The following is a 26,191-nucleotide window of genomic DNA, read 5'->3' on the forward strand; positions in this document are numbered from 1 at the left end:
TCGACCGAGGTGGGTGCAGGCATGCGGGGAGCGGGCCCCGGCGGGCCTCGGGGAAGCGCCCGCTCTCCGGGTCGTCGATGTCCCTGGCGGGTGCCCGCGACCGCTACCCTCGGACGGTGCCCGACCTGCCTGGAGTGCCCGACGACGACCGCACGCCCCGCCGCATCGGCTGGGGCTGGTTGGCGCTGTCGGTGCTGGCGGCGGTCGTGGCCTTCCTGGCTGTCGCGGTCCAGGTGCGGCGGTGCGTCGAGGACCCGTCCGGTGGCGAGGCCCTCTGCACGACGGGCCCGGCGCTCGGGACCGGCGGCTGGATGGTCGGTCTCGCGGGGGCGTGCCTGGCGGTCTACTCGTTCCGCCGAGCGTTCGCCCGCCGGTAGCCCCGAGCACCGCTGCCTGTCGTGCGTCGAGCAGGAGGTTGCGGTCGCTCCGGCCGTTCTCACGACCGCAACCTCGTGCTCGACCGCGCGGAACCTCGTGCTCGGCACCCGGTCGAAGAGACCCGTCAGTGCCTCCCGCTACCGTCGCTCGCATGGCTGATCGCGCGCACGGAGACCCCACCCCGCCCACCGACTCGTCGGTCGACCGCGAGGACTGGTACGGCCGCGACCTCGATGGCGAGACGTTCGAGCACGTGGCGTTCGGCGACTGCGACTTCTCGGAGATCACGACCACGGGTGCCACGTTCACCGGGTGCACGTTCCGCAACGTGCGCTTCAACGCGTCGACCCACACGGACTCGGCCTTCGCGAACTGCACGTTCTCGCGCTGCTCGTTCTTCGACACCACGTTCACGCGCTGCAAGGCGGTCGGTTCGGTGTTCACCGAGTGCAGCTTCGACCTCCTGAAGGTCGTGGGCGGCAACTGGTCGTTCGTGGGTCTCCCGGCAGCCGACCTGCGCAGTGCGACGCTGACCGGCGCGCGGTTCCGCGAAGCGGACCTGACGGGTGCGCGCTGCCAGGGCGCGGTGCTGCGAGACCTCGACCTGTCGGGTGCGTGGCTGCACAAGGCCGACTTCACGGGGACGGACCTGCGGGGCAGCGACCTCCGTTCGCTCGACCCGCTGTCGAGCACCGTGCAGGGGGCGATCGTCGATCCTGCTCAGGCGCTCGTCCTCGCCGAGTCCCTGGGGCTGGACGTCCGGACCCACTGACCGGTCGCCGGCCGCAGCACCGGGGCCTCGCTGAGAGACACGTCACCGTCGCGTCATGATCGCGTCCGGGGCGTGTCTCTCTTCGTGACGGGCACCTCGTGGCAGGCACGGGGCGCCCCCGATCGTGCGCCCGGTGTCATCGCCGGGACGACGGAAGGACGCCCATGGCGACGACGAGCGAGCAGAACCTCGAGGCGCTGGCCGACGAGGAGCTCGTCGACGCCGTGCGGCAGGGCTCGCGGGACGCCTACGGGGTCCTGTGGACCCGGCACGCGGGCGCCGGTCGCGGCGCGGCCCGCCGGGTCACGTGGTCGTTCGACCCGGACGACCTGGTCCAGGAGTCGTTCGCGCGCATCCTGAACGCAATCCAGGGCGGGCACGGGCCGACCGGTCCGTTCCGGCCTTACCTCTACCAGACGGTCCGCAGCGTCGCGATCTCCTGGTCGCACGCGCCGCTCCCGATCGCCGTGGAGGAGGTCCCGGAGGTCGCCGACCCGGTCGACATGGCCGACGGCGTGGTCGAGGGCTCGGTCACCGTCACGGCGTTCAAGGCGCTCCCCGAGCGGTGGCAGGCGGTGCTCTGGTACACCGAGGTCGAGGGCATGGATCCCCGGGAGGTCGCCCCGCTGCTCGGGCTGAGCGCGGGGTCCGTCTCGGCGCTCGCGTACCGGGCGCGCGAGGGCCTGCGTCGGTCGTGGCTCCAGGCGCACGTCAACGCCGCCGCGGTGCCCGAGGAGTGTCGCTGGGCCGTCGAGCTGATGGGCGACTACAACCGCGGTGCCCTGAGCGCGCGTCAGAAGGACCGGTTCGAGGAGCACCTCACGGGGTGCCTGTCGTGCTCGATCCTCGTCGAGGAGGTCGACCAGGTCGCCTCCCGCCTGGGTCTGCTCCTGGTCCCGCTGGTCCTGGGGGTCCCGGCGGTCCTGGGCGGAGGCTCGTTCGCGCTGGGCGGCGCGGCGGGCGCGGCACCGGTGGGGACGTTCGTCGGCCCGACGGCGGAGCTCGCCTCCTCAGGGCCCGCGGGCTCGGGCGGAGCGTCGGGTGGGTCCGGCCCGCTGGGCGCGGCGACCTCGGGGGCCGGGGCGACCGCGGGTGGCTTCTCGGGCGGGCTCGTGCTCGCCCTGGTCGGTGCGGGCGTCGCGGTCGCGGCCGGTGTGCTGGTCGTCGCGCAGCCCTGGGCCGCAGCGCCGCCGGCGGTCGCCGAACAGCTCACCGCGGAGAGCGACTCGCCAGGATCTGCCGACGGGGCGACCAACGACCCCCTGGCCCCCGGGACGACCGACCCCGCGGGCATCCCGGACGGCGGGGCGGCCGAGCCCCCCGAGGCGGGCCGGCCCGAGGTCCCGGGCCAGGGGCCCTCGGGTGGGACCGGCTCGTCAGGTTCCCCGGGGACGGGCTCCTCGCAGCGACCTCAGGGCACCGGCGCCGGACCCGAGGCGCCTGTCGTCACCGAGCCGCCCGTCGATCCGGTGGACCCCGTCGGGCCCGTGCCCCCGGACACGGTCGACCCGGTGGATCCCGTCGACCCCGTCGACCCCGTCGACGTCCCGCCCGTCGCGCCGACCCTCGTCGCCCCGGCGCCGGGCGAGCTGGTCTTCCTGCCCGAGCTCTCGGGCACCGGGGAGGCCGGTGCGACAGTCACCCTGACCGGCACCGACCCGACGGGGACGTCGTCCGTCCTGGCCACCGCGGAGGTCTCGCCGGCCGGAACGTGGCGCGCGACGCCGTCGGGCAGCGGGGGAGGCTGGGACAGCCTCACCGTGACCCAGGAGCGCGGCGGGCTGACCTCCGAGCCGACCACCGTCCAGGGGCCGTTCACGTTCGCGCTGCCCACGATCCTCACGCCCGCCGACGGGTCCGTCCTGGGCTGGGCGCCGTCGATCGACGTCCGGATCGAGGGACGTGCCGGGATGACCCTGCAGGTCTTCGTGGACGGAGTCGCCACGGGCAACCTGCACGGCGCGAACGGCCGCCCGCTCGACCGCGTCGTGTCGGGGCTCGCGCCCGGCGAGCACTCGATCGGGCTGCGCTACGTCCGGGCGACCGGCGGCAGCGTGGTCGAGGCAGGGCCGACCGTGACCTCGACCTTCACGATCGCGGGCTGACCCGCCTCAGGACTCCTCGGCGGGGCGACGCACGACCGTCACCGGGCACGACGCGTACTCGACGGCCTGCCGGCTGACCGAGCCGAGCAGCAGCCGGTCGAACCCGCCCGTGCCACGGTTGCCCACGACCAGCCGCTCGGCGCCGCGGGCCGCGTCGATCAGGCCCTTGGCGGGCTGCGCGTGCACGACGCTGCGCTGCAGCCGGTCCTCGGAGAGGTCCGCGCCCGCGGCCTCGAGCGCGCGGTCGAGCTGCTCGCCCGCGAACTTCTCGTAGTCGTCGATCGGAGGAGTCCAGCCCCACGAGTCCGGCAGCGGGGCGAGCGTGACGATCTGCCAGCAGAACACGGCGTCGAGCACGGCGCCCGTGCGGCGGGCGACCTCGAGGCCGTGACGCAGCGCGTGCACCGAGGTGCGCGAACCGTCCACGCCCACGACGACGCGCGGCACGCTGCCGTCCGTCTCGGGGGCCTCGTCCTCCTCGTTCGACCGGACGACCGTGACCGGGACCTGAACGGCCCCCTGCACGACGGCCGAGGACACCGACCCCAGCACCAGCCGCCCCAGGCGTCCCAGCCCGCGACGCCCGACCACGAGCATCTCGGCGTGCTCGGCCCGAGCCAGCAGCGCGGCAGCGGGCGACCCCTGGACCTGCTCGGCGTGCGTGATCGTCTCGACCCCGGTCCGGTGCCGGGCCTCGTCCAGGAGGGTCAGGACCTGCTCCTGCTTGAGGTCCGCGAGGTGGCTGAAGTCGGAGGGCTCCGACGGGCGCGGACCGTCCTGCCACGAGGGCTCCCACGCGAGGACCGCGGTGAGCGGCACCCCTCGTGAGCCAGCCTCGACCAGGGCCCAGTCGAGGGCCTCCTGCGACTGGACCGACCCGTCCACACCGACGACCACGTCACGCATCGACGTCACCTGCTCTCTTGCTCGACGACCGTCCAGTGCGACTGTGCACCGTCCGCACCACCCATCTTGGTCGTTCCCGACGGCCACGTCACGCCTGGGCGTGTCTGCTTGATCACGCCTCGGCGTCAGCACCGGACGACGGGCGCGGACGGGTCAGAACCGAGGCCCGTCGTCGCCGTGCAGGAGGTTGCGGATCGGGGCCGTGGAGATGTCCAGACGGTCCACGAGGTCGGTCGGGCCGGAGACGATCACGGCCCGGTCGCCGACCGGGACGTACACCGCGACCGTCCCCCGGACCGCTACGCGCACGCACGGGTGCGAGACGTCGTCGAGCACGAAGGCCGTGCGCTGCAGCGCCGCGAGGTCGACCTCCTCGACGATCGCCCGCATCGCCGAGCGGTAGTCCTGGTACGCGTCGGCGAAGTCCGCCCCCGTCGGGCCCTCGGCCCCCTCGGGGACGTCGCTGTGCAGGGGCGAGGCCAGCGCCCCGCTGAGCGCGGCGCGCACGATGTCGTCGATCTGCTCGGGGTCGTCGGTGCCGACGCGGAGCGTCTCGACGTCGACCGCCTCGCCCACGAACGACACGTAGGCGCGCAGGAACCGCTCCTCGGTGGGGTCGCGGTCGTCACCCGTCCCGGTGACGGTCTCCTCCTCGAGGTCCAGCCCCCACGTGAGCGGGTCGGTGATCTCGCCCACCACGCCGCTGAAGCGTGCGAAACGGGCGACGATCTGCTCCCACGACTCATGGGCGCCTGCTGGTTCGTCCGGCTTGTGCATCGTCCTCCCTCGGACTGGCGGGTGCCCCTGCCACGAGCCTGCCCTCGCGGTGCTCCCGGGTCAACGATGCTGGCGGCGCGCCGGGAACGCACGTCGGGGACCGGGTGAGTCCACCGGCCGGGACGCCTGGTCCGCCCGCCGGGACGTCCCCCTGGGCTGCACGGACGCGTGCCAGTCTCTGGGCATGACCCAGGGGAGCACGCGACCTGAGCGGCGTCCGGCAGGACGTCGACGACGCCGCGGCCCGGGCTGGGTCCCCGACCAGCACGGCGCGTGGGCGATGCTCGCGGTGCCGCTGCTGGTCGGCGTCGTCCTCGGCGGCCCGGCCTGGGTGCACGTGCCGCTCGCGGTCCTGTGGTTCGTGGGGTACTTCGCGTTCTTCGCCGCGGGCCTGTGGCTCAAGTCCCGCTTCAGGGCGCGCTACCTGCCGGCCGTGCGGGCGTACGGGATCGCGACGGTCGTCCCAGCCGTCGTGGTCCTGGCCCTGCGGCCCGACCTCCTGGTCTGGGTCCCGCTGTTCCTCCCCCTGCTCGGGGTGAGCCTGTGGAGCTCGTACCGGCGGCGCGAGCGCTCGCTGCTCAACGACGGGGCCACGGTGCTCGCGGCGTGCCTCATGCTGCCGGTCGCGTTCGTGGCCGGGACGGGTCCGGCGCCGGACCTGTGGCCGGGTGTCTCGCTGCCCGACGGCGTCACGGGCCTCGCGGGGATCGGCTGGCCCCAGGTGTGGGCCGTCTTCGTGCTCGTGCTGGCCTACTTCGCGGGGACGATCCTCTACGTCAAGACGCTCGTCCGGGAGCGCGGCGAGCGCTCCTACCTGGTCGCGTCGGTCGTCTACCACGTGGCCGCAGGGGTCGCCGTGAGCGTGGCGCTCGCAGCGGCCGGGCTCGCGTGGTGGCCCGCGGTGCTGCTGTTCGCCGGCCTGACCGCCCGGGCGGTGTGGGTACCGAGGACCGGGGCGAAGCCCCTGCAGTTCGGGATGGGAGAGGTCGCCGCGAGCGTTCTCGTCCTGGTGGTCGCGCTCTGGCTGCCCTCGACCCTGGCGGTCGCGGGCGCCGCCTGACCCGGCCCGACGCCCCTGGAGACGAGGGCCCGAGGGGCGTGGCGCCGTCGGGCCGGACGCCCCGCGGGGGTCTGTCCAGGCTCCCCGTCGACGCTCGGCCGAAGGTCACGGAGCGACCCCCTCGTCACGCCCCTGGCGAACAAGGGCATATCCGTGGGGTCGGCCCCGTTGGTCACGGATAGAGTCGTTGCGGTCAGGCCTGAGCACCACCGGTGCGGGTGTACGCCGCTCGTGAGGAGCAGCACATGTTCGAGAGATTTACCGACCGAGCCCGTCGGGTCGTCGTCCTTGCCCAAGAAGAGGCACGGATGCTCAACCACAACTACATCGGCACCGAGCACATCCTGCTCGGCCTCATCCACGAGGGAGAGGGAGTCGCAGCCAAGGCGCTGGAGTCCCTGAACATCTCCCTCGACGGTGTGCGCTCGCAGGTCACCGAGATCATCGGCGAGGGCCAGCAGGCCCCCAGCGGGCACATCCCGTTCACGCCGCGCGCCAAGAAGGTCCTGGAGCTCTCGCTCCGCGAGGCCCTTCAGCTCGGCCACAACTACATCGGCACCGAGCACATCCTGCTCGGGCTCATCCGTGAGGGAGAGGGTGTCGCAGCCCAGGTCCTCACCAAGATGGGCGCCGACCTCAACCGCGTGCGCCAGCAGGTCATCCAGCTGCTGTCCGGGTACCAGGGCAAGGAGCCCGTCGCTGCGGGCGGCCCCGCCGAGGGCCAGCCGTCCGGCTCGGCCGTGCTCGACCAGTTCGGCCGCAACCTCACGCAGGCCGCACGCGAGGGCAAGCTCGACCCGGTCATCGGACGCACCTCGGAGATCGAGCGCGTCATGCAGGTCCTGTCGCGCCGCACCAAGAACAACCCCGTCCTCATCGGCGAGCCCGGTGTCGGCAAGACGGCCGTCGTCGAGGGCCTCGCCCAGGACATCGTCCGTGGCGACGTGCCGGAGACGCTCAAGGACAAGCAGCTCTACACGCTGGACCTCGGCGCCCTGGTCGCCGGTTCCCGCTACCGCGGTGACTTCGAGGAGCGCCTCAAGAAGGTCCTCAAGGAGATCCGCACGCGCGGCGACATCATCCTCTTCATCGACGAGATCCACACGCTCGTCGGTGCGGGTGCCGCCGAGGGCGCGATCGACGCGGCGAGCATCCTCAAGCCGATGCTGGCCCGTGGTGAGCTCCAGACCATCGGTGCGACCACGCTCGACGAGTACCGCAAGCACATCGAGAAGGACCCGGCTCTGGAGCGTCGCTTCCAGCCGATCCTCGTCTCGGAGCCGAGCCTGCCGCACGCGATCGAGATCCTCAAGGGTCTGCGCGACCGCTACGAGGCGCACCACCGCGTGTCCATCACGGACGCCGCACTGGTGGCCGCCGCGACGCTGGCCGACCGCTACATCAACGACCGGTACCTGCCGGACAAGGCGATCGACCTGGTGGACGAGGCCGGTGCGCGTCTGCGCATCCGTCGCATGACCGCACCGCCGGAGCTCAAGGAGCTCGACGAGCAGATCGGCGAGGCGCGTCGCGACAAGGAGTCCGCGATCGACGAGCAGGACTTCGAGAAGGCCGCGCGCCTGCGCGACACCGAGAAGCAGCTCACGCAGCAGCGCGCCGACAAGGAGAAGGCCTGGAAGGCCGGAGACCTGGACACCGTCGCCGAGGTGGACGAGGACCTGATCGCCGAGGTCCTGGCCATGTCGACCGGCATCCCGGTGCTCAAGCTGACCGAGCAGGAGTCCGCACGCCTGCTGAAGATGGAGGACGAGCTGCACAAGCGCGTCGTCGGCCAGGAGACGGCCATCAAGGCGCTCTCCCAGGCGATCCGTCGCACGCGGGCAGGCCTCAAGGACCCCAAGCGTCCGGGTGGTTCGTTCATCTTCGCCGGCCCCACGGGTGTCGGTAAGACCGAGCTGGCCAAGGCGCTCGCCGAGTTCCTCTTCGGGGACGAGGACGCGCTCATCCAGCTCGACATGTCCGAGTTCTCGGAGAAGCACACGGTCTCGCGTCTCTTCGGCTCGCCTCCCGGCTACGTCGGTTACGACGAGGGTGGCCAGCTCACGGAGAAGGTCCGTCGCCGTCCGTTCTCCGTGGTCCTGTTCGACGAGGTGGAGAAGGCGCACGCCGACATCTTCAACTCGCTCCTGCAGATCCTCGAGGACGGTCGCCTGACCGACTCGCAGGGACGCGTGGTCGACTTCAAGAACACCGTCATCATCATGACCACGAACCTCGGTACGCGGGACATCGCCAAGGGCCTCCAGACCGGCTTCAACGCCGGTGGCGACCTGGTGACGAGCTACGACCGCATGAAGGCCAAGGTCAACGACGAGCTGAAGCAGCACTTCCGCCCGGAGTTCCTCAACCGCGTCGACGACGTGGTGGTCTTCCCGCAGCTCTCGCAGAAGGAGATCGTCCAGATCGTCGACCTCATGGTCGCCAAGCTGGACAAGCGTCTGCAGGACAAGGACATGGGCATCGAGCTCACGGACGCGGCCAAGACGCTCCTCTCCGAGAAGGGCTACGACCCGGTCCTCGGTGCTCGTCCGCTGCGCCGCGCGATCCAGCGCGACATCGAGGACGTGCTCTCCGAGAAGATCCTGTTCGGCGAGCTCAAGGCCGGCCAGGTCGTCCTGGTCGACGCCGAGGGCGAAGGCCTGCTGGGCGAGTTCACGTTCCGCGGCGTCTCCAAGGACGACCACGAGCGTGGCCCGGTGAGCGTGGCCGCGACCGCGGCGCTCAACGCGCCGACGGGCATCTCCACGGCCGACCTCCCGCCGACCGGCGAGCTGCGAGCCGGAGCCGAGTGATCCTTACGGCAGCCACCGGCTGTCGATCCCCGGTCGTCTGACGCCGACCGGACGAAGGGCCCCGATCCTCACGGATCGGGGCCCTTCGTCGTCTCCGAGGTCGGTCGGGCCGGGGGCGCCGGGACCGGAGGCGACCGGACCGAGGAGACCTAGTCGTGCCCCGCGAGCGAGGCGAGCGCGGTGCGCCAGAGCTCCTCGGAGTGCTCGACCGCCTCGGGGGTGTCGTTGTTGTCCTGCCGGATCGTCACGCGCGTGCCCTTGGGGTCCGGGGCGAGCGTGATCGCGACCTCGTGGTGGTTCTCCGGGACGTCGGGCACGCCGCTCGCGGGGGAGTAGTGCGTGAAGCGCAGCGTCTTGGGCCGGTCGACCTCGAGGACCGTGCCGTGGTCCTCGAAGTGCTTTCCCTGGTACTGGCCCTCGAACGTGATGGTGCTGCCCGGCTGGTAGTCCGTCTCCACGTTCGCGCCCAGCATCCAGGTCGCGGACGGGTGGACGAGCTCGGCCCACACCCTCTCGGGGCGGGCGGCGATGTGGATCGAGGCGGTGGCGACGAGTCCGGTCATGGGACCTCTCCTCCTTGAGCGGTTTCCTCGACCGTAGCGCCTGGGGTCAGGTACGGCATGGTGGCGCGCAGCGCTCCGGGATCGCGGCAGGCCGCCCGGGGTCGGTGCGCCGCCTGTCAGCGGACGCCGGTCAGCCCTGGCCGCGCTGCACGACGAGCCTGTCGAGGAGGTCGACGAGACGGCGGCGGTCGCGGTCGTCGAGCGGAGCCAGGAGGTCCTCCTGGGCTGCGGCGAGCACCGCTCCGAGCTCGTCGAGACGCTTCGCTCCCGTGGCGGTCAGGGTGATGATGTTGCGGCGACGGTCCGAGGGGTCGGGGTTCCGTTCGACGTGGCCGTCGGCGACCAGGCGGTCGACCAGCGCGACCATGTCGCTCCGGTCGATCCCGCACCGGCGGCCGAGCGCGGCCTGGCTCGCGGGCCCGAACTCCTCGAGAGTCGTGAGCACCGCGAAGTGGGACCGGTGGGCGCCGACCCCGGCGAGCCTCTCGGCCACCCGCCGGGACGCTTCGAGCGCGGCCTGGGCGAGGAGCCAGCTCGGCAGGGTGCGAAGGCGCGTGGGGGCGGTCTCGGTCTCCATCGCCCGATCCTATCGTTCGTGGGGCCGCCCTATTGTGGGTGGCGCCAACAATCTGTATCGTTGGCTTCACCAACGAAAATCGTTGACGAGGCCAACTTCCCCCGGAGGTCCACATGTCCACGCCCCGCCCTTCCGCAGCCACCGGAGCAGCTCCGCTGGACGAGCTCGCTCGTTCGCTCCGGGCCCTGGTCGACCGTGACGAGATCACCCGTCTCGTCTTCCGCCTCGGGTACGCCCTGGACGCCGGTGACGCCGAGCAGCTCCGCGACCTGTTCGTCGAGGACGCGACCGCGCGCACCCCTGGCGGGACTGCCGAGGGGGTCGAGGCAGTGGTGAGGCAGGCCGCACGCAACCATCGTCCGGAGGACGGCATCCAGCATCACGTGAGCAACGTGCTGGTCGACCTCGACGGTGACCAGGCCACGGTGCGCTCGAACCTGCTCGTGACGTTCGCCCGGCGGGAGCCCGTCGCCGACAAGCCCGTCACCCTGGGGGAGGTCTACAGCTTCGAGGTTCGCCGGACCGTCGACGGGTGGCGCCTGGCGAGCGTCGTCGTCGAACCGGTGTGGGCCTCGCGCTCTCCGGTCACGCTCCTGCGTGCCGGGTGAGCCGAGCACAGGTCTAGCGCACCCCGAGCGCGGCCCGCTGCCCCCGGTGGAGGCGTTCGATCACGGTCGAGTAGGCCGCGATCATCCGGGTGTGGCTGAACCGCGGTCGGCTGCGCAGGAGCGCGAGGCCCAGCTCGTCCCGCCGTCGGGCCGCCTCCTCCCACGCCGCGCAGATCGCGGCGGGGTCCCTGGACGTGACCAGGCCGATCCCGTCGACGATCGACGCGGCGTCGCCCACGTCGGTCGTGACGGGCACGGCCCCGCACATCGCGCCCTCGATGAGGCACAGCGGGGCCGCCTCGCCGAACGACGAGGTGAGCGCGACGACGTCGGCCGCCGCGTAGACCGACTCCATGTCGCGGCGCACGCCCAGGAGGTGGATCCGCGCGAGCAGGTCCGGGCGATCCGCGAACGAGGCCCGCAGGTCCTCGAGCAGGGCCGGGTTCGTCGGGCTCATCCCCGCGCCGCACATCAGCACGTGCCGTGTCGTCGCCCGCGCGAGGAACGCCCGGGCCGCTCGCACGAACAGGGCCACGTCCTTCATCCCGTCGTAGCGCGCCGCGAACGCCACGACGGTCGCGTCGAGCGGCACGCCGAGCATCCCGCGCCGGGCGGCGCGACGGCGCGGGGCCAGGGGACGGAACCGTGCGAGGTCCACCCCGTTGGGGATCACGTGGAGGAGCGAGGCCGGCACCCCGGCGGCACGGTAGGCGTCCCGGGTCGACTCGGCACAGCAGACCGCGCCGGCGAGCCGTCCGTTCTCGACGGTCGCGAGCAGGTCGTCGAGCGCAGGTCCCTGGTGCTCGGGGTCGGACCGGTGCAGGCACGCGATCACGGGCCGCTCCGGGAAGCCGTCCTGGTTCACGAGCCGCAGCGGTTGCTCCTTGAGCGAGAGGACCACGTCGGACTGCGCGGCGAGCTCCGCCGCCGTGGACAGCTCCGCCTCGGTGAATCCTCGCGGCGCGGCCGGGCCAGCGGGAGCCCCCGGGCGCCGGCCCAGCGAGGCGACCTGGATGCCTGCTGCGCGGAGCGCCTGGTACCTCGGGTCCTCGGTCATGGGTTGAAGCAGGCCCTCGCGCAGGACCGCACGGTGGATGCTCAGGACGGAGTGCGTCTGCCGGCCCCCGCCGTGCAGCCCGGTGATGACCGCGCTGTGCAGCACTCGTGCCCCGCCGCTGAAGAAGCCCTCGTAGATCGACTGGACCCGCAGTCCGTCTCCTGCTGACATGGCGTCACCTCCGTCGCCAGGATCGGGCACCACGATGTCCGACGCGTGGCGATCCTGTGACATCGGCATGACGTGTGCCGGGCGGCTCCGGGGACGAGGTGAGGGGTCAGCGGACGCTCGCCCACGCTGCCGCGAACCGCGGCAGGCTGGCCTCGAGGGTCTCCAGGCTCGCCGTGAGCGAGATGCGGAAGCGGCCGGGCGTCTCGAAGTACTTGCCGCCCAGGACCAGGACGTCGTGCTCGGCCAGGAGGGACTCGAACGCGCGGTCGTCGGGCACGGGCGAGCGGGGGAAGAGGTAGAACGTTCCCTCGGGCGAGTGCACGTCGTAGCCGATCTCGCGCAGCCCGGACACCATGAGGTCCCGCTTGCGCTCGTAGAGCGCGACGTCGAACGGGATCCGCTCGAGCAGGGGCAGCGCGTGCTGCAGCACCGCGTTGGGGAACGCGTAACCGATCGCGATCTGGAGCGCCTCGATCGCAGGCCGCAGCTCCTCACGGCCGGGCAGGGTCGGGGGGACGGCGAGGTACCCGATGCGCTGGCCCGGCGCGAGCAACGTCTTCCCGTAGCTGTACGCGAGCAGCGACCAGGGGTACACCTCGGTAGGGCTGTGGAACGTGGTGCCGTCGTAGACGATGCGGTGGTACGGCTCGTCCGAGACCACGAAGATGCGGCGCCCGGTGCGTGCCGACGCCTCGTCGAGCAGCGCCGCGAGGCGCCGCAGCTGCTCGACCGGGTAGACGCGACCCGTCGGGTTGTTGGGCGTGTTGACCAGGACGACCCTGGTCCGTGGGGTGATCGCACCCGCGATCGCGTCGAGGTCCAGGTCGAACGTCTCGGGGACGATCGGGACCTTGACGGGGACCAGCCCGGCCTCGCGCACGATCACCTCGTACGCGAACCACGGCGGGATGCTGAAGACCACCTCGTCGCCGGGGTCGGCGACGAGCTTGAGCGCGAGCGCGAGAGCCGTGAAGCCACCCGTGGTCAGGTGGACGTCGTCGGGCTCGAACGCCACGCCGACGACGCCGCGCAGCGCGTCGGCCGCCGCCGCGCGGGCAGCGGGCTCGCTGACCTTGTAGCCGAACCAGTGCTCGTCGCGCGGGACGGCGCTCGCGCGCAGCGCCTCGACATACTCGGCCGGGGCCGGGTCGTGCGGGTTGCCGAACGTGAGGTCGAGGACGCCGGGCCGGGCGCGCCGCTCGGGGTAGACGTGCGCGAAGAACCCGAGCAGGTGGTCGAACGGGGTGGACCGCGCGAGGTCCGCCGCGCGTCGGGAGATCGTCTCGTCGGCCATGGGAGCTCCTCGCTCGGGCGACGGCAGTGCCGGAAGGTGGGTCGCCAGGGCGGTGGTCGGCTGGCGACAGGGTGGCCGGGGGCCACGCGGGACAGGCGATTCCACGCTAGCACCGGGCCGGCGGACCGGCCGGGGGACGGGGAGGCCCGACGGCGCCGCTCACCCTGCGGCAGGCAGCGTCCCTCGCGGGGACCGCGCTCGGGCAGGAGGTCGATCACGGGCACGCGTGCCGTCAGCGCGTGCTGGACTCTCGCGCCGTGCTGGTGCGCGCCCGGTCGAGCAGGTAGTCCTGCTCCACCGTGTTCTGCGTGCGGGCCGCTGCCGAGCGGAAGGCGACGGCCGCGTCGGCATGGCGGCCCAGGTCGTCGAGCAGGTGGGCGCGTACCGCGGGCTCTCGCGCGCCTGCGAGGGGGTCGTCGGCGAGCCCGTGCTCGCGGTCGAGCGCGTCGAGCAGGTCGAGCCCGCGCTGCGGGCCGAATGCCCGCGCGACGGCCACGACGCGCGACAGGCGGACCGGGCCGGTCGGTGCGAGGCGCTCGAGCCAGAGGTAGAGCGCGGCGATCTGCGGCCAGTCGGTGTCGGCGTCGCTCGTCGACGTGGCGTGGACGGCGGCGATCGCGGCTTGCACCTGGTACGGCCCGACGGTCCGGAGCGGCCACACGGCATCGATGATCGCGCGGCCCTCCTCGATCATCCGCTGGTCCCAGCGCGACCGGTCCTGGTCCTCGAGGGGCACCAGGTGGTCGTAGGCGTCGGTCCGGGCGTCACGTCGCGCCTCGGTGAGGAGCATGAGGGCGAGGAGCCCGGCGACCTCGGGGTCCTGGGTGCTGTGGGACCGGGCGAGCCGGGTGAGCCGGATGGCCTCGTGGGAGAGGTCGACACGGCCGAGGCTCGTCCCGGAGGAGGCCGTGTAGCCCTCGTTGAACACGAGATACAGCACCCGCAGCACGGAGGCGAGGCGTGCGTCGCGGTCGGCCGAGGTGGTGGGGACGAAGCGGGTCCCTTCCCGGCGGAGCTGCTGCTTCGCACGACTGACCCGCGTCCCCATGGTCGCCTCGCTCACGCCGTAGGCATGGGCGACCTCCGCCGTCGTCAGGCCGCCCACGGCGCGGAGCGTCAGCGCGACCTGCGAGGTCGGGCTGAGGGACGGGTGGGCGCACAGGAGCAGCAGGGTGAGGCTGTCGTCGTCGTCGATCACCTCGCGGCCCGACGCCTGCTCCGCGAGCGCTGCTTCCCCGACCGTCCGCTCGCGGCGATGGCGCGCCTGCTCGGAACGCAGGAGGTCGATCATCCTGCGGTACGCCACCCGCACGAGCCAGGACCTGGGCTCGACCGGAACGCCCTCGACGGGCCACCGGGTGCTCGCGACGAGCAGCGCTTCCTGGACGGCGTCCTCGGCGACGTCGAACCGGCTGAACCGGCGCACGAGCGCACCGAGGACCTGAGGTGCCTCGGAGCGCAGCAGGTCCTCGATGCTCGGGTCCACCCGCGGGTCCACCTCTGGTGAGGGCGTCATGGGCGTCAGGCCGCGAAGTCGTCGCCCATGATCGGTCGGATCTCCATGGGCTCGCCCAGGACCGCGACCATGCGGCTGACGACCTCGACGGCCCGCTCGTGGCTCGCGCAGTCGATGACGGCAAAGCTTGCGAGGACCTCCTTGAGCTCGGCGAACGGGCCGTCGGTCGCGACGACGCCGGAGTCGGTGCGGCGCACCGTCGTGCTCATCGCGGGATGGCCCAGGCCCTCGCTCGACACGAACTCTCCGGTCCGGCGAAGCTCCGCCTCGAACTCCTGGTAGGCCGCGAAGGCCGCGAGGGCCTCGTCGGACGGCGTGTCGGCGGAGCCGGCGTCCCATGCGGCGGTCGGGGTGTATCCGAGCAACAGGTACTTCACGTGGTTCTCCTTCGAAGGTTCGCTGGTCGGCTCGAGACCAGACTCTCAGCCGAGGGCACGGGTCCGCAGCCGCAGGGCGAGGACCGTGGTCCAGGTGAAGGCGATCAGCCCGTTGGCCGCGACCTGGAGGCTCGCGGTCTCGGGCGAGACGGGTACGAGCAGCGCGAGGCCCACGATCCCGTGGCCGATCGCAGCCGACACCTGACGGGCACGCACCGCACGGACCGTGAGGACCACGGCCGCAGCGGCGAGCGCGGTGAAGGCGACGGCGGCGGCCACCGAGTGGGCGACGCCGTGCCACGACATCGAGTCCGCCGGTCCGTCGGGCGCACCGACGGGAAAGCCGTTCTCCGGGTCCATGACGAAGACCCCCGCGAGCACGAAGCCGACCCCGGCGATCCCCAGCAGCACGGGGACGGCGCGCCGTCCGACTCCTTCGGTGACGATCCGTCGGTGCGTCACCGCCAGGGCGAGGAGCCCGAGGCCGGTCAGGGCGAAGGTGAGGATCTGGACCCAGCCGAGGTCTCCGGTGGAGAGCTGGCTGAGCGGGTGGACCCGCAGGTCGAAGCCCTCCCGGGCGACGGACTGCACGCCTGCGGAGACGACGAAGAGCGGACCCGCGGCCGCGGCCGCGACCAGCAGGCGTCGGGTGCTCGAACGGTCCGCCGCCGCCGTCTGCGTGCGGGCGGCGCCGAGCGTCGGTGGCTTCGGGGACGGTGGGAGCGGGATCTGCCGTGACATGAGGTTCTCCTTCGGTGGCGGGGCGGTTCACGGCTACCTCGTGACCGCAGCCCGGGCCTTGACACCCTTGGAGTGTGACGTGCATCACAGTCTCTGGATGTCGAGGCGTGCGGAGGCGTGACGAGGTCTCCACGACTGCGGCCGACCGGACGTGGCGCCGAGACGAAGGAGAACGACCATGGACAGCACGAGCACCCCCGCCGAGACGACGGGCGCGAGCGCGACCGTCCCGACCGGATCAGCGGAAGTCGACGCCTACGGGCTCGACGGCCAGGCGCCGCCCAGCGCAGGGCTCCGCGCCCTGGAACGACTCGTCGGGACCTGGCGTGTGACCGGCGGCGCCGAGGGCGAGGTCACGTACGAGTGGATGGAGGGTGGGTACTTCCTCCTCCAGCGCGTGCGGCTCGACCAGTTCGGGCAGGAGATCAAGGGGCTCGAGGTGATCGGCAACCTCCACCCGTTCGGCGAGCCCGTCGGTGTGGACGTCGTGTCCCGCTTCTACGACTCCCTCGGCAACACGCTCGACTACGTGTACGACCTCACCGGCGACACCCTGACCATCTGGGCAGGGGTCAAGGGCAGCCCCGCGTTCTTCGAGGGGACCTTCGACGCCGACGACCGTGTGCTCGTCGGCGAGTGGGTCTATCCGGACGGAGGCGGCTATCCGTCGACGATGACCCGGCGCTGACATCCGCGTCCGCGCGGCCGCGGTGGTGGTCGCGCGGACGTCGGTGGTGAATCCTCGTGGGGGAACTCACACAGCTTCCTGACGTGCTGACACGTTAAGATGGTCCGTCTGTCCGACTTCGAAGTTGGGGCGGTCGAACGGTCCGGCACCTCGCGGACGCGTCTCGATCCGGGCTGGAAACCCCACGATCCCCGCTGTGCGTCCCCGAAGGTCGGTCATGCCCGCTTCTCCTCCCTCCACCACTGCGCCCTCGGCCCAGGTGGTCCCTCCCTCGGCCGAGCCCCATGGTTCGGCGTCGGCCGAGCACGACGCGCCCGGCGCGTCGGGGCCTCGTCGCTGGTGGATCCTGCTCATCCTCGCGCTCACGCAGCTGCTCGTGGTGCTCGACGGGACGATCGTGAACATCGCCCTCCCGCAGGCCCAGCTCGAGCTCGGCCTCACGGACACCCAGCGCCAGTGGGTCGTCACGGCCTACGCGCTCGCGTTCGGGGCTCTCCTGCTGCTCGGCGGGCGCATCGCGGACTACTGGGGGCGCAAGCGCACCTACCTGCTGGGGATGGTCGGCTTCGGCGTCGCGTCGTTGCTCGCGGGCCTGGCGCGCAACGGCACCGAGCTCATCGCGATGCGTGGTCTCCAGGGGGTCTTCGCAGCGCTGCTCGCCCCCGCGGCCCTCGCGCTGCTCACGGTGTCCTTCCCGCGCGGCAAGGACCGCAACACGGCGTTCGCCGTGTTCGGTTCGGTCGCGGGTGTCGGGGCCGCGGTCGGCCTGGTCCTCGGTGGCGCGCTCACCGAGTTCGCGGACTGGCGCTGGTGCCTGTGGGTCAACGTCCCGGTCGTCCTGGTCGCGCTCGTCGCGGGGGCGCTCCTGATCCGTGAGAGCAAGGCCGAGGGGGACAACAAGTACGACGTGCTGGGCACGGTCGTGGTGGTCCTCGGGCTCGGTTCGCTCGTCTACGGCTTCACGCTCGCCGAGCACAGCTGGGTCGCGCCCGAGACCATCGGGTGCCTGGCCGCCGGCGTCGTGCTCATCGCGCTGTTCGTCTGGATCGAGTCCCGCGTCGCGCAGCCGCTCCTCCCGCTGCGCGTGCTCACGAACAAGGTCCGGGCCGGCGCGTTCCTGCTGCAGGCCATCTTCGGTGCGCTCATGATCGGTGCGCTGCTGTACCTCGCCCTCCACCTGCAGATCGTGCTGGGCCTCTCGCCCCTGCACGCGGGCCTGGGCACCCTGCCCATGACGATCATGACGCTCGTCCTGGCCCCCGTGATCACCCAGCTCCTCCCGCGCTTCGGCCCCCGTCCGCTCATGATCGGCGGGCCCCTGGTCGCGGCCGCTGCGCTGCTCTACCTGAGCCGCATCACGGTCGGCGGGTCGTACGCGGTCGAGATCCTGCCCGCCCTGATCGTGCTGGGCGTGGGCATGGCGATGGTCCTGGTCCCGCTCCAGAACGTGGCCCTCTCGGGCGTCGAGCCGCACGACGCGGGCGCCGCGAGCGCGACCGTCAACGCCTCGATGCAGATCGGCGGCTCGATCGGCCTCTCGGTCTTCACGACCATCTACGCGGGCGTCGTCGCGGGGGCGGTCGTGACGGACGAGGCGTCGCAGCTCGCCGCGTTCGTCGACGGCTACTCGGCGGCGTTCGTCGCGACGGCCGTCACCCTGGTCGTGGGCGCCGTCATCGCCGCGGTGCTGATCCGCGGTCCCAAGGAGCAGCTCCTGCCGCAGGGCGACCAGGTCGCCGTGCACCTGGGCTGAGCGCGTCCCCGGAGCCGGGGACGCGGTTCCGGAGCACGTCCAGGCCGCCCGCTGACGCCACGCGCGTCGTCGGGCGGCCTTCGTGTCGGGTCTCCGTCCCCTTCCGGCAGCACGCGCCCCGTGCGGTCGCGTCGTACGGGGCGTCCGGTGCCCGACGGCGTCGCGCGCCCCGGGCGGTCGTGGCGCCTCTCGCGGAGCTCGGGTCAGCCCGCGAGGAGCGCGCGGACGTCCCTCTCGGCCTGCCCGGGCGACGCGGTCCGGCAGCCCTTGTCGACCCAGCCCTGGACGAGCCGCGGCTCGTCGCGCAGCAGCCCCCAGCCGCGGCGCAGCAGCGTGAGCGGGGGCTTGCGCGACTCCCCGAGGTCGCGCAGGAGCCGGAACCAGAACGTCATGACCCGTGGGCGTCGCAGGCAGATCGCGTCGGCCAGGATGCCCTCGGCCCGGCAGGCCTCGACGAGCTCGGCCGCGAAGATCCCCTCGGCGATGACGATGCGCGAGCCCGTGACGTCGAGGTGGGTCGTGCCCGTGCGGCGCGAGGTCGGGATGTCGTAGACCGGGACGTCCGAGTGGCCCGTCGTGGCGAGCGAGAGCAGCGCGTCGAGCGCACCGGCCGCGTCCCAGCTCCCGGGCGAGTCCCAGTCGACGATGCCGAACCGGTGCGGCATGTCCGGGTGGTCGACGTCGTGGTAGAAGTCGTCGAGCGCGACGACCGGGAGCCCCAGTCGTCGGGTCAACGACGTCTTGCCCGAGCCCGACGGACCCGTCAGCAGGACGATCCGTCGGGGTGGGACACGCGTGCCCTCAGGCAGGTCGAAGAGGCCGTTCGTCACCCGACCATTCTCCCAGCCCGCGGACGCACCCTGGTGCGTGGCGCCGTCGGGCCGGTGAGACGTACGCCCGGGCGCCTGGGTTCGTGCGGGAATCACGTACGTAGCGATCGTGTGGCAGACCCTGATGTGAGGCCACGAGCCCTCGCCCTAGCGTGGCCGCACACGATGCTGCGGCAACGGTGCCGCAGCCGTGCTGGGGAGGGTCGATCATGCAACGAAGCAGACGGTCCGTGAGGCGATGGCTCGCAGCAGCCGCCGCCACGGCAGCAGTGGCAGTGCCCCTGACGGTGCCGGTGCCCGCAGCGCTCGCGGCCGAGGCGTGCGCGCCCGCCTGGGCGGCCTCGTCGGTGTACACGGGCGGCGCGACCGCGTCGTACGCCGGCTCGAACTACAAGGCGTCGTGGTGGACCCAGGGCGAGGTCCCCGGGACGCAGCAGTGGGGGGCCTGGAAGGTCGTCGGGCCGTGCGGGACGGTCGACCCGACGGGGACCGACCCGACGGGGACCGATCCGACGGGGACCGACCCCACCGGCACCGACCCCACGGGGGACCCCACCGGCGGGGACCCGGGCACGCCCATCTCGACGAACCCCCAGGAGAAGTGCCGTCCTGACGGGCTGGCCGTCAACAAGACCGTCGACGTGCCCTACTGCGACGTGTACGACGAGGCCGGCCGCGAGAAGCTGCCGAACGGCCTGGACCGGCGCGTGATCGGCTACTTCACCTCGTGGCGCACGGGCGAGGGAGGGACGCCGGCCTACCTCGCGAGCGACATCCCGTGGACCAAGCTGTCGCACATCAACTACGCGTTCGCGCACGTCGGCCCGGACTCGAAGATCTCGGTGAACGCCGAGTCCGCGACGAGCGAGGCGACGGGCCTGACGTTCGCGGGGGCGGAGAACGCGCTCGACCCGACCGTCCCCTACAAGGGGCACTTCAACCAGCTGACCAAGTTCAAGAAGCAGCACCCCGGCGTGCGGACGCTCGTGTCGGTCGGCGGCTGGGCCGAGACGGGCGGCTACCTCGGGGCCGACGGGAACAGGGTCGCCTCGGGCGGCTTCTACACCCTGGACACCCAGGCCGAGTACGACGCGTTCGCGGCCTCCGCGGTCGCGATGGTGCGGACCTACGGGTTCGACGGGATCGACATCGACTACGAGTACCCGACCTCGAACGTCAAGGCCGGGAACCCGGACGACTTCGCGATCGCCGACGCCCGACGCGGACAGCTCTGGAAGAACTACGAGCAGCTCATGAAGACCACGCGCGAGGCCCTCGACAAGGCCGCGGCGCAGGACGGCGAGTACTACATGCTGACGATCGCGGCCCCCGCCTCGGGGTGGCTCCTGCGGGGCATGGAGGTCTTCCAGATCATGCCGTACCTCGACTACGTCAACGTGATGTCGTACGACCTGCACGGGACGTGGAACGACTTCGTGGGTGGCAACGGCGCCCTGTTCGACGACGGCAAGGACGGCGAGCTCGCGGCCGCCGGGGTGTACGGGGCCTACGACGGGATCGGGTACCTCAACGCCGACTGGGCCGCGCACTACTTCCGCGGAGCAGTGCAGGCCGGACGCATCAACATCGGCGTCCCGTTCTACACGCGCGGCTGGACCAACGTGCAGGGTGGGACCAACGGACTGTGGGGCAAGGCCGCGCTGCCCGACCAGACCAAGTGCCCGCCCGGCACCGGGCCCTCGCTGGGCGGCACGTCCAAGTGCGGCAACGGGGCGGGCGGGATCGACAACGTCTGGTACGACGTCGACAAGGCCGGGGCGAAGATCCCCGCAGGAGGGAACCCGATCTGGCACATGCTCAACCTGCAGAACGGCAGGGTCGGCTCCTACGCGGCTGCGTACGGCGCGCCGACCGGTCCGCTGACCGGGACCTACCAGCACCACTTCGACCCGGTCACCAAGACCGAGTGGTGGTGGAACGCGCAGACGAAGTCGTTCATCTCGGGCGACTCCGACCAGGCGATCCAGGCCAAGGCCGACTACGTGGTCGCAGGCGGCTACGGCGGTCTGATGATCTGGGAGCTGGCCGGGGACTACGGCCTGGACGCGGCGAGCGGCGAGTACGGCATGGGCGACAGCCTCGTGACGCGGATGCACTCGACGTTCGCGACCGCGGCACCGTACGGCGCCGCCAAGTCGAAGACCGCGACGCCCGCCGAGGCGATCGACCTGGGGGTGTCGTTCTCGGAGTTCGCGCTCGGCGACAACAACTACCCGATCAACCCGCGGGTGACGTTCGCCAACAGGTCCTCGGTCGCGATCCCGGCCGGAGCCACGATCTCGTTCGACTTCGCGACGACCACGTCCGCGACGATCGGCGAGCAGAACGGCTGGGGCATCACGACGGTCGCGGGCCACACCGGCAACAACGTGGGCGGGCTCGAGGGAGACCTGCACTCGGCGACGCTCAAGGTCCCGTCCGGGGGCATCCCGGCGGGCGGCTCGGCGTCCACCAAGCTGTCGTGGCGCCTGCCCATGGCGCAGATCTCGAACGTCCGCGTGACGATCGGGGCCACCACGTACGCCACGACCTACGACCACCCGCGCGGCGTCATGGTCGTGAACCCCGTGGTCTCTGGCGGGACGACGGGTGGGACGCCCGGGGGGAGCACGGGAGGGACGACCGGTGGCGCCGGTTGCTCGGCCGCCGCGTGGCTCGCCGGGACGGCCTACAACGGTGGTGCGCAGGTCACGCACGCAGGCCACAGGTGGTCTGCCCGGTACTGGACGCAGGGCAACGCTCCCGTGGTCAGCGACTGGGGCCCGTGGAAGGACGAGGGGGCCTGCTGACCCCCTGACGCCTGCGTCGAGGTAGAGGGTTCGCGTCGAGGTAGAGGGCTGGAGCCCTCTACCTCGACGGCACCCCTCTACCTCGCGGCGCGTCCCGGCGGTCGTAGGCTTCCGGGGTGACCTCCGCCGAAGCCCTTGCCGCCACCGCCCTCGACTCGATCCGGTCCTGGGCGCCGCTCAGCCCTGCGCAGGCCGCGCTGCGCGAGGAGTACGTGGCGTTCGTCGAGGAGGGCCAGGGGGACGTGATCTTCCGCGGTGGCGCCGAGCACCTGACCGGGAGCTGCTTCGTGCTGACCCCGGACCTGCTGCACGTGCTGCTGTGCTTCCACCGCAAGGGGCAGTTCTGGGTCCAGGTCGGTGGGCACGTCGAGCCAGGTGACGGGAGCCTCGCGGCAGGGGCGTTCCGTGAGGCCCGCGAGGAGAGCGGCATCGAGACCCTCGAGCCCTTCGAGCCCGACGGCGCCCCCGTGGACCTGCACCGGCACGCGCTGTCCTCCCGCTTCGGTACGTGCCTGGTCCACTGGGACGTGGGCTACGTCGCGTTCGCGGACCTCGAGGCGCTGCCCGTCGTGAGCGACGAGAGCGAGGCCGTCGCCTGGTTCCGGGTGGACCGGCTCCCGCCCGACACGCCCGAGGACTTCCCCGTGCGGCTCCGGACGGTCCTCGAGGAGCTGACGCACCGCCGTCGGGCCTCCGCCTGACGGGCGCCCCGCGCCCATGTGTACGCTTGTACACATGACCTTCCCGGACCCTTCCGACCAGCGCCCCATGCGCGAGCGCATGCTCGCAGGCGACCTCTACCTCGCCGACGACCCGCAGATCGCCGCCGACTCGGCGCGCGCCATGTCGCTCAGCCACCGTTTCAACTCCCTGGACCCCACCGAGGGCGCAGCCCGTCGTGAGGTCCTGACCGAGCTGCTCGGCGCGTTCGGCGAGGACAGCGATATCCGCCCGCCCTTCCGCTGCGACCTGGGCTACCAGACGACGATCGGCGAGCGGACGTTCGTGAACTTCGGGCTCGTGTGCCTCGACGTCGCGCCCGTCACGATCGGTGACGACGTGCTGATCGGCCCGGGCGTCCAGCTCCTGACGCCCACGCACCCGATCGAGCCGGGCCCGCGCCGCGACAAGTGGGAAGGGGCCCAGCCCATCACGATCGGCGACAACGTGTGGCTCGGCGGCGGCGTGACCGTGTGCCCGGGCGTGACGATCGGCGAGAACACCGTGGTGGGCGCCGGGTCCGTCGTGACGCGCGACCTGCCCGCGAACGTCGTGGCCGTGGGCAACCCCGCGCGGGTCCTGCGGCACATCGACGCCGAGGGTACCGAGAGCGCCGCGAGCACCCAGGGGGCCGACGGCACCTCCGGTGCCGCTGCCGGCGGCGACCCCGCGTGACCTCGACGTCGCCGCGCCGCGTCGATCCAGACCGCAAGGCCCGGATCGTCGACGCGGCCCTCGACGTCATCGCCGAGCACGGTGTCGCGGGCACCACGCACCGCGTGGTCGCGGCGGCCGCCGACGTGCCGCTCGGATCCATGACGTACCACTTCGAGAACCTCGACGAGCTGCTGCGGCTCGCGTTCGAACGGCACGCGGTCCAGGCGGCTGCGCGCTTCGAGGCCGCCATGGCGACCGTCCCCGAGGGCGGGGACCCGGTCGAGGCGATCGTCGGGCTCGTGTGCGACGAGTCGGGGAACTACCGACGGGACCTGCTCGTCGCGCTCGAGCTCTACGTGCTCGCGGCACGCAAGCCCGCCTTCCGCACCGTCACCCAGCGGTGGATGGCCGCGAGCCGGGCCGCCCTGCGGCGGCATGTCGAGGCGGAGGTCGCGCCCGACGTCGACGCGCTCCTCGAAGGGCTCGTGCTGCATGCGGCGCTCTCGACGGGGCCCGACGGCCGACCGCTCGACCGGCCGCTCGACCCCGAGCGCGCGCGCCGCGCGGTGCGGCGCCAGGTGGGCTGAGCGCCGACCGCTGGTGCCGAGCATGCGGTGGCCGACCGCATGCTCGGTAGCGAGCGTGTGCTCAGCCCAGCAGGATCACGTGCAGCGTGCGCGGCCCGTGCACGCCCTCGACGCGCGAGAGCTCGATGTCGCTCGTGGCGCTCGGCCCCGAGATCCACGTCTGCGGGCGCGTGGGGTGCGCGGCGAGGATCGTCACGGCCTCGGGCAGCGTGTGCACGACGTGCTCGGTCCGCACCACGCACACGTGCAGGTCGGGGACCAGGGTGATCGCCCGGCGCCCCTGGTCGTCCTCGCCGTCCAGGACGATCGTCCCGGTGTCCGCGACGGCCAGCCGGGACGCGGTCAGGACGGCGTCGACCTGGTCGAGCTCGGCCGCGGTGCGGCGGTCCTCGCGCGAGTCGTGCACGACGGCGGTCGCGTCCCCGAGCCCGCCGGTCCAGCCCGGGGGCAGCGCGGGGGGCACGACGACGGAGCGAGCGTCCGCGAGCAGCTCGCCCACGGTGCGGGCCAGGTCCTCCTCGGTCGCGGCCCGGTGCACGATCGCCCGGTAGTCGACGAGCCGGTCGACGAGGACCTCGATGGCTGCGGGGGACCCGGGGGAGTGCTCGCCCGTGGTCCGGTACCCGCGCGAGACGGGCGCCTGCTCGGCCACGGCGTCACCGAGGTGCGCGCCGTCGTTGATGACGGCCGCGCGCACGCGGGCGAGGATGTCGTCGCGAGCGCTCATCGGGCGTCTCCGGTGGTCTCGGGGGAAGCGGGGGAGGGCGGTGCCTCCGGGGTGACGTGCTCGTCAGCCCACCACTCGCGGAAGCTCTGCCGGGGCAGCACGGGCAGGTCGCGCGCGTCGGTCCACTTCGAGCCCGGGAACGGCAGCGACGTGATGCGGCCCTTGCTGCCACCCAGGACGCGGGTCACGCCGCCGGCCTTCTCGGCGAGCTCGAACCGCCCGGGCGTGGCCATGACGAACGACGCGGCCTTCATGGCGGCGCCCCAGGCCGTGGGGCGGCCCCGGTCCTGGTCGACCTCGCGCGCCCGCAGGTGCACGAGCAGCGACGGGATGTCGATCTTCACGGGGCACACGTCGTAGCACGCGCCGCACAGCGTCGAGGCGTACGGCAGCGAGTTGTTGGGGTCGGACCTCCCCGTCGACCCTGTGAGCTGGGGCGTGAGGACCGCGCCGATCGGGCCCGGGTAGACCGAGCCGTACGCGTGCCCGCCCACGCGCTCGTAGACCGGGCACACGTTGAGGCACGCCGAGCAGCGGATGCAGTGCAGGGCCGCGCGGCCCACGTCGTCGGCCAGGGCCTTGCTGCGACCGTTGTCGAGCAGGACCAGGTGGAACTCCTGCGGGCCGTCGCCCGGTGTGACGCCCGTCCACAGCGACGTGTACGGGTTCATGCGCTCGCCCGTCGAGGACCGGGGCAGGAGCGCCATGAAGACCTCGAGGTCCTGGTACGTGGGGATGAGCTTCTCGATGCCCATGACGGTGATGAGGGTCTCGGGGAGCGTGAGGCACATGCGGCCGTTGCCCTCGGACTCGACGACCGCGAGGGTGCCCGTGTCCGCGACGGCGAAGTTCGCGCCGCTGATCGCGACCTTCGCGGAGAGGAACTTGCGGCGCAGGTGCGCGCGGGCCGCCATGGCGAGCTCGCGCGGCGCGTCGGTCAGGTCGGGCGGTGCGTCGCCCATGCGCTCGAGGAAGATCTCGCGGATCTCCGAGCGGTTGCGGTGGATCGCGGGCACCAGGATGTGGGACGGCATGTCGTCCGCGAGCTGCACGATGAGCTCGGCGAGGTCGGTCTCGAACGCCGCGATGCCCTCCTCGGCGAGCGCCTCGTTGAGGCCGATCTCCTGCGTGACCATCGACTTGACCTTGACGACCTCGGTCTCGCCCGTCGCCTTGACCAGGTCCGTCACGATCCGGTTGGCCTCGGCGGCGTCCCGGGCCCAGTGCACGACGCCGCCGCGCGCGGTCACGTTGCGCTCGAGCTCTTCGAGGAGGTGCGGGAGGTCGCTCATGACGTGGGCCTTGATGGTCGAGCCCGCGTCGCGCAGCTCCTCCCAGTCGGGCACCTCGCCGACGACCGCCGCTCGCTTGGCACGGATGGTCGAGGTCGCGTGGGCCAGGTTGCGCCGCAGCTGAGTGTTGCCCAGCGCCTGCTTGGCGGCCTCGGGGAACGTCGCGCCCCAGCGCAGCGGGGCGTCGGGGTGGGGCACGTCGTCGGCCCAGCCGGGCTCCGCGCTGGTGCCGGGCGCGCCGTGGTGCGTGCCGCCGTCGGGCAGGGCCTTGGCGCCGCGCCGGGTGGGGAAGCCGAGGAAGGTGCTCATCGCGCGACCCCCGCCGACGAGTTGTCAGAGCTGGGCCGGGGGATATCCCGGTGCGCTTCTGACAACGGATCTGTCTCTGACGAGTTGTCAGAGCTGGGGCGAG

General features: G+C 72.4%; 24 protein-coding genes. 12 read left to right on the forward strand and 12 right to left on the reverse strand.

Translation table 11 applies throughout. The features are described from left to right. Positions 1–116: 116 nt before the first annotated feature. From ASE27_RS10275 to ASE27_RS10285, 3 genes are all read left to right on the forward strand, one after another. On the forward strand, positions 117–377 hold the full coding sequence (locus tag ASE27_RS10275; protein WP_139107801.1) for a hypothetical protein: 261 nt from the start codon (positions 117–119) through the stop codon (positions 375–377). 152 nt (positions 378–529) lie between these two features. Next, positions 530–1,150: a pentapeptide repeat-containing protein gene (locus tag ASE27_RS10280; RefSeq protein ID WP_056649471.1), complete on the forward strand. Its 621-nt coding sequence runs from the start codon at positions 530–532 to the stop codon at positions 1,148–1,150. Positions 1,151–1,314: 164 nt separating this feature from the next. Then, on the forward strand, positions 1,315–3,255 hold the full coding sequence (locus ASE27_RS10285; protein WP_056649474.1) for a sigma-70 family RNA polymerase sigma factor: 1,941 nt from the start codon (positions 1,315–1,317) through the stop codon (positions 3,253–3,255). Positions 3,256–3,261: 6 nt separating this feature from the next. On the opposite strand, the gene ASE27_RS10290 is transcribed toward ASE27_RS10285, so the two are convergent. Beyond that, complete coding sequence (locus ASE27_RS10290) at positions 3,262–4,161, reverse strand: universal stress protein (RefSeq protein WP_056649954.1); 900 nt, start codon at positions 4,159–4,161, stop codon at positions 3,262–3,264. Positions 4,162–4,314: 153 nt separating this feature from the next. Next, a complete protein-coding gene (locus tag ASE27_RS10295) occupies positions 4,315–4,938 on the reverse strand; it encodes a hypothetical protein (protein ID WP_056649477.1) in 624 nt (207 codons plus the stop codon). 184 nt (positions 4,939–5,122) lie between these two features. Between ASE27_RS10295 and ASE27_RS10300 the strand changes: the two genes are divergently transcribed. Together ASE27_RS10300 and ASE27_RS10305 are read left to right on the forward strand one after the other, a co-directional pair. Then, positions 5,123–5,998, forward strand: a complete 876-nt coding sequence (locus tag ASE27_RS10300) for a YwiC-like family protein (RefSeq protein WP_082608782.1) — start codon at positions 5,123–5,125, stop codon at positions 5,996–5,998. 245 nt (positions 5,999–6,243) lie between these two features. Next, positions 6,244–8,811: an ATP-dependent Clp protease ATP-binding subunit gene (locus ASE27_RS10305; protein WP_056649482.1), complete on the forward strand. Its 2,568-nt coding sequence runs from the start codon at positions 6,244–6,246 to the stop codon at positions 8,809–8,811. Between the two features lie 149 nt (positions 8,812–8,960). Here ASE27_RS10305 and ASE27_RS10310 read toward each other — a convergent pair whose 3' ends face one another. Continuing rightward, on the reverse strand, positions 8,961–9,374 hold the full coding sequence (locus ASE27_RS10310) for an SRPBCC domain-containing protein (protein WP_056649485.1): 414 nt from the start codon (positions 9,372–9,374) through the stop codon (positions 8,961–8,963). A gap of 130 nt (positions 9,375–9,504) precedes the next feature. After that, complete coding sequence (locus tag ASE27_RS10315; protein ID WP_056649488.1) at positions 9,505–9,951, reverse strand: MarR family winged helix-turn-helix transcriptional regulator; 447 nt, start codon at positions 9,949–9,951, stop codon at positions 9,505–9,507. Between the two features lie 113 nt (positions 9,952–10,064). Here ASE27_RS10315 and ASE27_RS10320 point away from each other — a divergent pair, with 113 nt between their 5' ends. Next, a complete protein-coding gene (locus tag ASE27_RS10320; protein ID WP_056649491.1) occupies positions 10,065–10,559 on the forward strand; it encodes a nuclear transport factor 2 family protein in 495 nt (164 codons plus the stop codon). A gap of 13 nt (positions 10,560–10,572) precedes the next feature. Here ASE27_RS10320 and ASE27_RS10325 read toward each other — a convergent pair whose 3' ends face one another. From ASE27_RS10325 to ASE27_RS10345, 5 genes are all read right to left on the reverse strand, one after another. After that, positions 10,573–11,787 carry a glycosyltransferase gene (locus tag ASE27_RS10325; RefSeq protein WP_056649956.1) on the reverse strand — a complete coding sequence of 405 codons (1,215 nt, stop codon included), beginning with the start codon at positions 11,785–11,787 and terminating at the stop codon, positions 10,573–10,575. 106 nt (positions 11,788–11,893) lie between these two features. Beyond that, positions 11,894–13,081, reverse strand: a complete 1,188-nt coding sequence (locus tag ASE27_RS10330; RefSeq protein ID WP_056649495.1) for an aminotransferase class I/II-fold pyridoxal phosphate-dependent enzyme — start codon at positions 13,079–13,081, stop codon at positions 11,894–11,896. Positions 13,082–13,313: 232 nt separating this feature from the next. Continuing rightward, a complete protein-coding gene (locus ASE27_RS10335) occupies positions 13,314–14,597 on the reverse strand; it encodes an RNA polymerase sigma factor (RefSeq protein WP_056649498.1) in 1,284 nt (427 codons plus the stop codon). A 5-nt stretch (positions 14,598–14,602) separates the two neighbouring features. Continuing rightward, positions 14,603–14,974 carry a YciI family protein gene (locus ASE27_RS10340; RefSeq protein ID WP_056649501.1) on the reverse strand — a complete coding sequence of 124 codons (372 nt, stop codon included), beginning with the start codon at positions 14,972–14,974 and terminating at the stop codon, positions 14,603–14,605. A 45-nt stretch (positions 14,975–15,019) separates the two neighbouring features. Next, a complete protein-coding gene (locus tag ASE27_RS10345; protein WP_082608783.1) occupies positions 15,020–15,715 on the reverse strand; it encodes a DUF998 domain-containing protein in 696 nt (231 codons plus the stop codon). Positions 15,716–15,893: 178 nt separating this feature from the next. On the opposite strand from ASE27_RS10345, the gene ASE27_RS10350 reads away from it, so the two are divergent. Continuing rightward, positions 15,894–16,403, forward strand: coding sequence for a hypothetical protein (locus ASE27_RS10350; protein ID WP_056649504.1), 510 nt, complete (start codon positions 15,894–15,896; stop codon positions 16,401–16,403). 217 nt (positions 16,404–16,620) lie between these two features. Beyond that, positions 16,621–18,156, forward strand: a complete 1,536-nt coding sequence (locus ASE27_RS10355; protein WP_200955931.1) for an MFS transporter — start codon at positions 16,621–16,623, stop codon at positions 18,154–18,156. A gap of 203 nt (positions 18,157–18,359) precedes the next feature. Here the strand turns inward: ASE27_RS10355 and ASE27_RS10360 are convergent, their stop codons facing one another. After that, the gene (locus ASE27_RS10360; protein WP_056649507.1) at positions 18,360–18,986 is read right to left on the reverse strand and encodes a uridine kinase; all 627 of its coding nucleotides are present in this window, start codon (positions 18,984–18,986) and stop codon (positions 18,360–18,362) included. A gap of 209 nt (positions 18,987–19,195) precedes the next feature. Between ASE27_RS10360 and ASE27_RS10365 the strand changes: the two genes are divergently transcribed. From ASE27_RS10365 to ASE27_RS10380, 4 genes are all read left to right on the forward strand, one after another. Beyond that, positions 19,196–21,796 carry a glycosyl hydrolase family 18 protein gene (locus tag ASE27_RS10365; protein WP_082608784.1) on the forward strand — a complete coding sequence of 867 codons (2,601 nt, stop codon included), beginning with the start codon at positions 19,196–19,198 and terminating at the stop codon, positions 21,794–21,796. Positions 21,797–21,912: 116 nt separating this feature from the next. Next, positions 21,913–22,497: an NUDIX hydrolase gene (locus tag ASE27_RS10370; protein ID WP_056649513.1), complete on the forward strand. Its 585-nt coding sequence runs from the start codon at positions 21,913–21,915 to the stop codon at positions 22,495–22,497. A gap of 34 nt (positions 22,498–22,531) precedes the next feature. Then, positions 22,532–23,191, forward strand: coding sequence for a sugar O-acetyltransferase (locus ASE27_RS10375; RefSeq protein WP_200955932.1), 660 nt, complete (start codon positions 22,532–22,534; stop codon positions 23,189–23,191). Beyond that, entirely contained in the window at positions 23,188–23,760 is a 573-nt protein-coding gene (locus ASE27_RS10380; protein ID WP_056649517.1) for a TetR/AcrR family transcriptional regulator, read from the forward strand. The genes ASE27_RS10375 and ASE27_RS10380 overlap by 4 nt, the downstream gene beginning before the upstream one ends. 61 nt (positions 23,761–23,821) lie before the next feature. Here the strand turns inward: ASE27_RS10380 and ASE27_RS10385 are convergent, their stop codons facing one another. Together ASE27_RS10385 and ASE27_RS10390 are read right to left on the reverse strand one after the other, a co-directional pair. Continuing rightward, the gene (locus ASE27_RS10385) at positions 23,822–24,487 is read right to left on the reverse strand and encodes an LUD domain-containing protein (protein WP_056649519.1); all 666 of its coding nucleotides are present in this window, start codon (positions 24,485–24,487) and stop codon (positions 23,822–23,824) included. Further along, positions 24,484–26,088, reverse strand: coding sequence for a LutB/LldF family L-lactate oxidation iron-sulfur protein (locus ASE27_RS10390; RefSeq protein WP_082608785.1), 1,605 nt, complete (start codon positions 26,086–26,088; stop codon positions 24,484–24,486). The genes ASE27_RS10385 and ASE27_RS10390 overlap by 4 nt, the downstream gene beginning before the upstream one ends. Between the last annotated feature and the right edge of the window lie 103 nt (positions 26,089–26,191).

This window comes from Oerskovia sp. Root918, from assembly GCF_001428945.1.
GTDB classification, from domain to species: Bacteria; Actinomycetota; Actinomycetes; order Actinomycetales; family Cellulomonadaceae; genus Oerskovia; species Oerskovia enterophila.

Coding starts and splice junctions, on each gene's coding strand:
- ASE27_RS10280 (WP_056649471.1), top strand. CDS start 530: ATGGCTGATCGCGCGCACGGAGACCCCACCCCGCCCACCGACTCGTCG.
- ASE27_RS10285 (WP_056649474.1), top strand. CDS start 1,315: ATGGCGACGACGAGCGAGCAGAACCTCGAGGCGCTGGCCGACGAGGAG.
- ASE27_RS10290 (WP_056649954.1), bottom strand. CDS start 4,161: ATGCGTGACGTGGTCGTCGGTGTGGACGGGTCGGTCCAGTCGCAGGAG.
- ASE27_RS10295 (WP_056649477.1), bottom strand. CDS start 4,938: ATGCACAAGCCGGACGAACCAGCAGGCGCCCATGAGTCGTGGGAGCAG.
- ASE27_RS10300 (WP_082608782.1), top strand. CDS start 5,123: ATGACCCAGGGGAGCACGCGACCTGAGCGGCGTCCGGCAGGACGTCGA.
- ASE27_RS10305 (WP_056649482.1), top strand. CDS start 6,244: ATGTTCGAGAGATTTACCGACCGAGCCCGTCGGGTCGTCGTCCTTGCC.
- ASE27_RS10310 (WP_056649485.1), bottom strand. CDS start 9,374: ATGACCGGACTCGTCGCCACCGCCTCGATCCACATCGCCGCCCGCCCC.
- ASE27_RS10315 (WP_056649488.1), bottom strand. CDS start 9,951: ATGGAGACCGAGACCGCCCCCACGCGCCTTCGCACCCTGCCGAGCTGG.
- ASE27_RS10320 (WP_056649491.1), top strand. CDS start 10,065: ATGTCCACGCCCCGCCCTTCCGCAGCCACCGGAGCAGCTCCGCTGGAC.
- ASE27_RS10325 (WP_056649956.1), bottom strand. CDS start 11,787: ATGTCAGCAGGAGACGGACTGCGGGTCCAGTCGATCTACGAGGGCTTC.
- ASE27_RS10330 (WP_056649495.1), bottom strand. CDS start 13,081: ATGGCCGACGAGACGATCTCCCGACGCGCGGCGGACCTCGCGCGGTCC.
- ASE27_RS10335 (WP_056649498.1), bottom strand. CDS start 14,597: ATGACGCCCTCACCAGAGGTGGACCCGCGGGTGGACCCGAGCATCGAG.
- ASE27_RS10345 (WP_082608783.1), bottom strand. CDS start 15,715: ATGTCACGGCAGATCCCGCTCCCACCGTCCCCGAAGCCACCGACGCTC.
- ASE27_RS10350 (WP_056649504.1), top strand. CDS start 15,894: ATGGACAGCACGAGCACCCCCGCCGAGACGACGGGCGCGAGCGCGACC.
- ASE27_RS10355 (WP_200955931.1), top strand. CDS start 16,621: ATGCCCGCTTCTCCTCCCTCCACCACTGCGCCCTCGGCCCAGGTGGTC.
- ASE27_RS10365 (WP_082608784.1), top strand. CDS start 19,196: ATGCAACGAAGCAGACGGTCCGTGAGGCGATGGCTCGCAGCAGCCGCC.
- ASE27_RS10375 (WP_200955932.1), top strand. CDS start 22,532: ATGACCTTCCCGGACCCTTCCGACCAGCGCCCCATGCGCGAGCGCATG.
- ASE27_RS10385 (WP_056649519.1), bottom strand. CDS start 24,487: ATGAGCGCTCGCGACGACATCCTCGCCCGCGTGCGCGCGGCCGTCATC.
- ASE27_RS10390 (WP_082608785.1), bottom strand. CDS start 26,088: ATGAGCACCTTCCTCGGCTTCCCCACCCGGCGCGGCGCCAAGGCCCTG.